At 40.1% G+C, this 7,839-nt stretch carries 11 protein-coding genes; 2 read left to right on the top strand and 9 right to left on the bottom strand.

Annotation, left to right across the window (positions count from 1 at the left end):
- From BLR79_RS04425 to BLR79_RS04405, 5 genes are all read right to left on the bottom strand, one after another.
- A partial coding sequence (locus BLR79_RS04425) for a helix-turn-helix domain-containing protein (protein ID WP_143338777.1) occupies window positions 1–229 on the bottom strand: 229 nt, incomplete at its 3' end.
- 150 nt (window positions 230–379) lie between these two features.
- Window positions 380–868, bottom strand: a complete 489-nt coding sequence (locus tag BLR79_RS04420; protein WP_092085257.1) for an SMI1/KNR4 family protein — start codon at window positions 866–868, stop codon at window positions 380–382.
- A 128-nt stretch (window positions 869–996) separates the two neighbouring features.
- On the bottom strand, window positions 997–1,893 hold the full coding sequence (gene sdaAA, locus BLR79_RS04415; protein ID WP_092085255.1) for an L-serine ammonia-lyase, iron-sulfur-dependent, subunit alpha: 897 nt from the start codon (window positions 1,891–1,893) through the stop codon (window positions 997–999).
- A 15-nt stretch (window positions 1,894–1,908) separates the two neighbouring features.
- The gene (locus BLR79_RS04410; RefSeq protein WP_092085253.1) at window positions 1,909–2,589 is read right to left on the bottom strand and encodes a serine dehydratase beta chain; all 681 of its coding nucleotides are present in this window, start codon (window positions 2,587–2,589) and stop codon (window positions 1,909–1,911) included.
- A gap of 24 nt (window positions 2,590–2,613) precedes the next feature.
- Window positions 2,614–3,651, bottom strand: coding sequence for a PTS sugar transporter subunit IIC (locus BLR79_RS04405; RefSeq protein WP_092085251.1), 1,038 nt, complete (start codon window positions 3,649–3,651; stop codon window positions 2,614–2,616).
- A gap of 195 nt (window positions 3,652–3,846) precedes the next feature.
- On the opposite strand from BLR79_RS04405, the gene BLR79_RS04400 reads away from it, so the two are divergent.
- On the top strand, window positions 3,847–4,500 hold the full coding sequence (locus tag BLR79_RS04400; protein WP_092085249.1) for a helix-turn-helix transcriptional regulator: 654 nt from the start codon (window positions 3,847–3,849) through the stop codon (window positions 4,498–4,500).
- 51 nt (window positions 4,501–4,551) lie between these two features.
- Here BLR79_RS04400 and BLR79_RS04395 read toward each other — a convergent pair whose 3' ends face one another.
- From BLR79_RS04395 to BLR79_RS04380, 4 genes are all read right to left on the bottom strand, one after another.
- The gene (locus BLR79_RS04395) at window positions 4,552–5,103 is read right to left on the bottom strand and encodes a QueT transporter family protein (protein ID WP_092085247.1); all 552 of its coding nucleotides are present in this window, start codon (window positions 5,101–5,103) and stop codon (window positions 4,552–4,554) included.
- 91 nt (window positions 5,104–5,194) lie between these two features.
- Window positions 5,195–5,923 carry a 3-oxoacyl-ACP reductase gene (locus tag BLR79_RS04390; RefSeq protein WP_092085261.1) on the bottom strand — a complete coding sequence of 243 codons (729 nt, stop codon included), beginning with the start codon at window positions 5,921–5,923 and terminating at the stop codon, window positions 5,195–5,197.
- Between the two features lie 43 nt (window positions 5,924–5,966).
- Window positions 5,967–6,191: a DUF2829 domain-containing protein gene (locus tag BLR79_RS04385; RefSeq protein WP_092085245.1), complete on the bottom strand. Its 225-nt coding sequence runs from the start codon at window positions 6,189–6,191 to the stop codon at window positions 5,967–5,969.
- Between the two features lies 1 nt (window position 6,192).
- Complete coding sequence (locus BLR79_RS04380) at window positions 6,193–7,071, bottom strand: DegV family protein (protein WP_092085243.1); 879 nt, start codon at window positions 7,069–7,071, stop codon at window positions 6,193–6,195.
- A 108-nt stretch (window positions 7,072–7,179) separates the two neighbouring features.
- On the opposite strand from BLR79_RS04380, the gene BLR79_RS04375 reads away from it, so the two are divergent.
- Complete coding sequence (locus BLR79_RS04375) at window positions 7,180–7,824, top strand: YigZ family protein (RefSeq protein WP_092085242.1); 645 nt, start codon at window positions 7,180–7,182, stop codon at window positions 7,822–7,824.
- Window positions 7,825–7,839 lie beyond the last annotated feature (15 nt).

Here is a 7,839-nt window from a genome sequence, read left to right as displayed (position 1 = left end):
TGAGCTCGGGCGTATGTTTAGGACGACGACCTTTGAGAGATTGATGCTCAGAAGCGTTATCTTGAGCCAATTGAGCATCGTAACAGGTTGACTTAACACGCTTGAGTTCTCGATAAATCGTCGAACGGTGACGCCCGATGGCTTCAGCAATTTGACTCGCTGTATAGCCTTCATGATAAAGTATTTCTATTTTTGAACGGTCTTCTATGGTAAGATGTTTGTAGCTCATAACAGGTCCTCCGTGTGTGTTTTTGTGGTTACTAACATTTTACACGAACCTGTTATGGGTTTTCTTGTTTGTCGCAATTAATTTTACAATCTATCATAAATAAAAAGCCGACGAACATAAATTCGTCAGCCTCTAACATACTTATTCATCTTACCAATCTAAGTCACCATTGATTGCATTGTCCACTAGATCAAGTAAACATTCGCTAAAGCTGTCATATAACACTTCATGAGGGTAATAATCTTCTTCAGGACTCGGAACATAAGCCGTTATTTTAGGATCTCCATTGCGGTTAAGTTGATTGTAATTTAAACAATACTCCTCCCCATCCCCTAAAGAATAAATAGGCACTAAGTACTCTGGAATATAATTTTCTTCGCGGTACTCCAAGTACGTACTGACGACGTTGGACTCTCCTCCACCATCTAGCTGGTTTTTCCAAATACCTTTTATTTGGTTTCCACCAAACTCTAAATCGCCAAAAGTATGTAAAAAATCTCTATATTCTTCTGGAAACTGGCGACCAATTAGCTCTTCTGCTAATTTAATCGACTCTTCTGTCGCTGGTTCACTGTAGTCTTTAGACCATAAATCAGGGTGCTCTTTAATTAATTGAAATGCTTTTTCTAATGGGTTCATAAGCGCAACCTTTCTTCTATGGATTTGTTAGCTCATTATATCACAGCTCGTATTCTCTGAATAGACAAAATCACCTTTTGTACTTTTATAACACTTAGTACAAAAGGTGACTTGGAGGACTTATTTAGTTAGTCGTCAGTTAATGGTTCGGTTTGTCCTAATATTTGTTCTCTTAAACGAATGCCTGTTGGGGTAGCCGCGGTTCCGCCAAGACCTGTTTCTCTTAATTCTTGGGGCATTTGACGACCAATTTTGCGCATGGCTTCAATGGTTTCGTCAGCGGGAATAATATTTTCGATTCCTGCTAAAGCCATATCCGCTGCAATCAAAGCATTCCCAGCCCCGACCGCATTACGCTTAACACAAGGCACTTCTACAAGACCGGCGACAGGGTCACACACAAGACCTAATAAGTTTCCTAACGCTGTTGAAAAAGCGTGAGAGCTTTGCTCAGCTGTTCCCCCGGCAGCTTCTACTGCTGCAGCAGCTGCCATGGCGCTGGCACTACCGACTTCTGCTTGGCAACCTCCAACGGCTCCAGCAATCATCGCGTTGTTGGCTACGACCATTCCGAATAACGCACTGGTCAGTAAGAAGCGAATTTGTTGTTCTTCGTCTAAATCTAACGTTTCAGCTACAGAAAACAGAACGCCGGGAATAGTTCCGCTGGCTCCTGCTGTTGGCGTAGCACAAATAACACCCATAGCTGCGTTAACTTCATTTGTTCCTAACGCATCTTGAACGGCTTTTAGCATCCGGTCATCACTTAAAGTTTTACCTTTTTGACGATATTTCAGCATCTTAATCGCATCGCCACCACTTAAGCCTGTAGGCGAATGGACACCCTCACCTTCCACACTTTGATCCGCCGCTTGTTGCATGGTATGCAAGTGGTTGCGCATACCTTCAAGCACTTCTTCTTTACTTGCCCCGGTGACTTCCATTTCTTGTTCAATCATCAGTTGCGAGAGACTTTTGCCCGTTTCTTTACTCGCTTCAACAATTTCTTTAATTGACATGTACATAAAATGGACTCCCCCTTATTTCAAAATATAAATAGCATGTTTCTCATCACGTAAAGTTTCAATGACTTGCGCTTTATCTTTGGATAAGAAATCTTCCAATTCAAAATGAGCTAAGTACCAGCCGTCTTTTTCTTCAAAAATTGTATGACTCACAGATAGTCCTAACTGATCTAATTCTTTTTGAAGGCGTTCTTTATAGCTGGCGTCCTGGCTAACATTCACTACCATAGGTAGCGGGCCCGTTGGATTGACGACAAAGCCGTCCGCTTCATAATGGCGAACTTCAATCGTTCCCCCTCCTACTGAGGCACCGATTAAACGAACGGTACGACCGCCGGCACTTAAGATTAAATCAATCGTATTTTCATGTCCGACAGGGCTTTTTTCTTTTTTACATTCTACATAAGTTAAATCAATCCCTGCTTCTTTAACCAGCTCAATGGCTCGAGGAACGCGAGTATCTTGAGTGTTAAAATTTAAAATGCCGGCAGCGACCGCATAATCTGTTCCATGTCCTTGATGCGTTTCAGCAAAGGATTCGTAATAGCGGCAAATGACTTTCTCAGCTTGGGTTTGTAGTAACGCATTGGCTGTTAAAGTAATTTTAATCGCTCCGGCAGTATGGGAGCTGGAAGGGCCTACCATTGCCGGACCAATCACATCAAAACAACTTTTATAGTTCAGCGTCTTCGACATATACGGCTCCTTTCTGTTAGCTTATTAGACAGTTTCTGGTTCCATTTCTTCACCGCGTAATTCATAAGCGGTTTTAATTGGGTAATTTTTGAAAATCGTTGATCCCACTAAGGCAGCAGCCACGCTAAAGACAATACAAAGGGCTGCAGCCATTAATACTTTCATCGGTGGGTTATAAGCAAACATCACCGCAAATCCTGCGATGGGTGTAGCTGTTCCTGTTGTATTATTAATAAGTCCCATTAAGGCGACTACAATTCCACTTAAAGCACCGCCCACAAAGTTTGTCCCGTAAACAGGAATCGGATTAGCAGAAATTAAGTCGGCTTGAGTGAGGGGTTCAATCGCAACAGATATTGTATCTTTTCTTGAACCAAATTTCATTCTTGAAAATAGTACATAATTCATAAAACTTGACCCAAAAACAGCTAAAGCTCCAATGGCCATCGGTACTCCAGTGAGTCCCATCATCGCTGTTAGGGCCATTGAAGATAAAGGAGCGGTGGCCACGACTGTAATAACCCCACCTAAAATAATGCCCATCATCACCGGACTACTTTGCGCACTCTCGATTAAAATTTCACCAATTCGTAATAAGGTCGCATCAACTAATGGGGAAGCAAGTTGAGCAATGAAACGAGTTAAAGGTGCGGCTACAACAATAATTAAAATTAAATCCAAGCCACCTGGCAAGCGCTTTTCCATTTGTAAAATTAAAAAGGAAATAAGATATCCTGCGATAAAGCCCGGTAAAATTCCCATCCCAGAACAAGTTAATCCAACTAACACAGCATACCCGGGTGAGACACCTAAAGCTAAAGGCACTAAAATTGCTGCTGCAACTCCTCCAAGAGAGCCGTTGGAATCACCGACAGTTTGTAAAAAGTTTATGCCTAAGACTTCACCAAAAAACGATGAATGAAAAGCTTCCACTAAAAAACTCGCACAAGCTGCACTCGCTAAAGCACCCATTGCTTTTGTTCCGTGGGGTGCTTTATAGTTAAATAATGTAAAAAAGCTCAATACTAAAATTAACGAAATCGTCCCGATTAAAACATCCATTTCTTTTTCCTCCTAAATATATATGTGAAAACCGCCACTTATTTTTCACTTATATCATACAAGAAACGGAAAGCGTTTGCAATAATTATTTTTCATTGCAATAGTATTTAATCATCGTATTGTTTGAATATTGTGAAATGTATTGCATTTTTTATGTAATCGGTTACTATTTATATAGGGACAGGAGTGATTGTTATGGACCATCCAATACTGCATCACTATGCGCAAATGGTTAATTATTTTGGTGAACTATTAGGCCCACAATATGAAATTATTCTTCATATCATTCATCCAGATGGCGGAAGTCACATTGGGGCCATCGCCAATAATGAATTAAGTGGGCGAAGTTTAGATGCCCCGTTAACTGATTTTGCTTTGAAGATGGTGCAAGAAAAAACTTATTTAGAAAAGTCATATGTTACAAATTATAAAGGTGTTATGTCGAACGGTCGAGAATTTAAATCAAGCACCTTATTTATTACCGACGAAAATAATGAATTAATTGGTTTACTGTGTGTGAACTTTGATGTAAGAGCCTATGAGTCGGTTGCGGATCAATTATTGACTCTCATCGGTAGCTCCAAGCAACTAACAAGTCGCCCGGTAGATGCAGCTGAACCGTTAGAGAACTTTGCAGTCAATATCGAACAATTAATTGAACAAATTGTTCCTCCTCACTATTTGGATCCCAATATCTCCTTAACGATGGAACAACGCTTAGAAATCATTAAAGAATTAGACGAAAAAAATGTTTTCCAACTAAAAGGCGCCGTTAGCGATGTCGCCAAAGTACTTAATGTATCCGAGCCGACAATGTACCGCTATTTAAAACAAATTAAAGATCAATAAAAAGACCCCCTACTCAATCTTTGTAACAAAACTGAGTAGGGGATTCGTTTTTTATAGTTGTTCTGGAATCATATGAAGTCTTTTAAAAACAGGATGAATAATCAATGTGCCTAAAATTAACGCAACCCCTTCAGAAAGGGCTAATGTTAAGTATAGCGGCCAAAAAGCATCACCGGTTTTTAGTAAAAAGCTCACCATTCCAGCAATAGTAAACATGGAACTTGAAAAGACAAGAATCAATACAGCGTATTGGATCACATATAACCACGTGACATTGTTTGTCCAACGTTTTGCGATCTTTAAAGCTCGAGCAGCTAAATAACGACTCAAATGCAAAAAGATCAACGTTGATAATGAGCCGATAAACATATCCAATAGTCCGTAACTAAAGTAGTTCGTAATTAACACACCAATGGTTAAATAACGAATAACTTTTTTATCATAAAGAGCTAAAATATTTAACCCTTCAGATAGACGAAAGTTTAATGGCCCAAAGGCAATGGGTGCTAACATAAAAGTTAAAATAATATATAAGGCCACTAGTAATGCACCTTGAGTGAGTTCACGTGTTGTTGATTTGTTTGAAATAATTAAATGATCCATTTGTACAATCTCCTTTATAGAATACTTTCTACTGTTTTTAATTACGACCAAAGGACAAAGAGTAGCAAGCCACTGAAGTGTCGTAATATTTTTATCGAATAAGCCAGCCGCCATCGACAGGAATCACCGTTCCCGTCATATATTCTGACGCATCACTGGCAAGAAATAACGTTAAACCGGCAATATCTTCCGGTAAGGCCCACCGTTTGGTCGGCGTTTCGTGTTGAACCCATTCGGCCATGGGGTTTTCCCCTGTAAAGTCCGCTTGAGTCATTTGGGTTTTCACTGCTCCCGGAGCAATAGCATTTACTCGTAAACCAGTATCGGCGTAATCAAAAGCCAGTTGCTTCGTTAACCCGACTACCCCGTGTTTTGAGGCGGTATAGGCTGCGCTGCCACCTCCCGCGGTTAGCCCGGCAATGGACGCCATATTAATAATCCGAGCGGCAGGTTTTTCTAATAAGTAAGGTAGACACATTTGTGTCATCATAAATTGACTCGTTAAATTGGTTTGTAAAATATGTAACCAACTATTTAAACTGACGTCGTGAGTTTTATGAAAGCCGTCTAGTTGGCCGGCTGTATTGCATAAAACATCTAACCCTAACGGATGGGTTCTTAAATAGCTCCCCAGAATCTTTTCGACCGCTAAGGGATCACTGACATCCAGTTGAAAATAAGTAAAACGGGACGAATAGCTGTCTGTTATCTCCTCCACCTGCTCTTCAGGTTGGATGTCTAATCCTGTTACGTAATGCCCTTCTTTAAGAAAAGCCAGTACTTGAGCGCGACCAATACCTGAAGCAGCACCGGTCACCATAACATGTAGGGGGTTTTGTAAGTAATGGGTATGACTTGTATATTTATCCTTCGACAAGAGCCCAATCCTCAGCTAAAATATCGCACACTGTCGGTTGAAACATCGTATAGCCTTCTCCGGTGACATGAATGACAAAGTAAGGATTTAACTTTTCGCCATCAACGGTCATCTCGCCAACTAACTTAACGTAATTTTCTAATCCGCCCCATCCTTTGCGAATCACTTTGTCTCCCTTTTTTAAATGAGCCAGTGCTTTTTCAAAGGTCATATTATCCCTCTTTTCGTTCTAAATTAGGAAAAATTCCCATACCTTTTGATTTGCGGCCCGTATGAGTTCCGACGACTGGACCTAATAAGGCAACACGAATATAATGGTCCGGGTAGTGCTCGCTAATTAATTGGCGCACCTCTTCAATCCCTTCATAATCATCCCCGTGAGCTAAAGCGATATGGATTCCTTGAGGATATTTTTCAATCGCTTCGTCAATGAGTTGCAACCAACGTTTGTAGACACGCTTATCAGAGCGAATCTTTTCGAACAGTTTAATTTCTCCCGCTTCATCAAAGTATAATAAAGGACGAATACGCAACAAGCCACCTAATAACGCTTCAGACTGCTTGAGACGTCCACCTTTAACTAAGTTGTTTAAGTCGTCCACCATTAAATAAATTTGACGCTCGCCGACTAACCATTCTAAGTTTTTGACTATTTCATCAAAACTTTGTCCTTCATCTTTAAAAATAAAAGTAGCACGCGCTAAATATTCTGTTACAACAGAGGCTGATTTACTATCTACCACGTAAGTCGTTAAGCGGTCGCTATATTCTTCAGCAACCATATGAGCCGTTTGGTAAGTGCCACTAATCTGTGAAGATAGGACAATAAATAAAGCGTGGGTGTAACCTGTTTCGATCAATTGACCCATCAATTCATAATACATCCCTAAAGGCGGCTGAGACGTCGTAGGTAAATGATCTGATTGTTGGAGCTTGTCGTGAAAGAATTGAACTTCTTGTTTATTTGATGTATCGATTTGAACACTGCCATCATTAAATTGCACCGCTAAATCCACTTGATATACATCAGGGTTTTCAGCGAATTCATCTAATAAATAGGCAGTGCTGTCGACAATCACTGCTAATTTCATTCTATCTACTTCTTTCTGTCATTATTTTAGTTGTCACTCTTGATTATATCAAACCCGGTTATGGTAAAATAGAGATAATGGTCAATTTTACGAAAAGGAGTCTATTTTATGAACTATTTAAGTATTCAATCCCCTGTTCAAGATGAATTTATCGAGAAAAAATCTCGCTTTATCGGATATTTATACCCTGTTCGCACCGTCGAAGAAGCTCAAGACATTATTCAACAACTCAACAAAGAGCACTATAAAGCGACCCACGTCTGTACCGCTTATATTTTAGAAGATGATTCATCCATTCAAAAAGGCAACGATGATGGTGAACCTTCTGGAACGGCAGGACTTCCTATGTTAGAAGTGTTAAAACAAAATAATTTAACTTACGTCCTAGCCGCTGTCGTTCGTTATTTTGGCGGGGTCAAACTAGGTGCGGGCGGATTAATTAGAGCTTACTCTGAAGGGGTCAGCATTGCTTTAGATAAAGCTCAAGTCATTCAAAACTTAGACCAGGCTATTATTGATTTAGTCATTGACTACTCCCAAGTGGATCCGTTTAATTACTTTATGAGTCAAACGGATCTACCAGTCACTGTAATGGATACACAATATACAGATAAAGTGACATTCACATTAGCAATTCACTTAGACCAAGTGGATGAACTAAAAGATCAGTTAACCAATTTATTTAACGCCCAAATGGAATGGAAAGAAGTCGGCGAACAATCCGTTGACTTACCTTACACCATTAAGAAATAAACGAACCCTCAACGA

The sequence above is a fragment of the Dolosicoccus paucivorans genome (genome assembly GCF_900100125.1).
GTDB lineage: Bacteria > Bacillota > Bacilli > Lactobacillales > Aerococcaceae > Dolosicoccus > Dolosicoccus paucivorans.
This window is presented reverse-complemented; position numbering and strand designations above follow the sequence as displayed.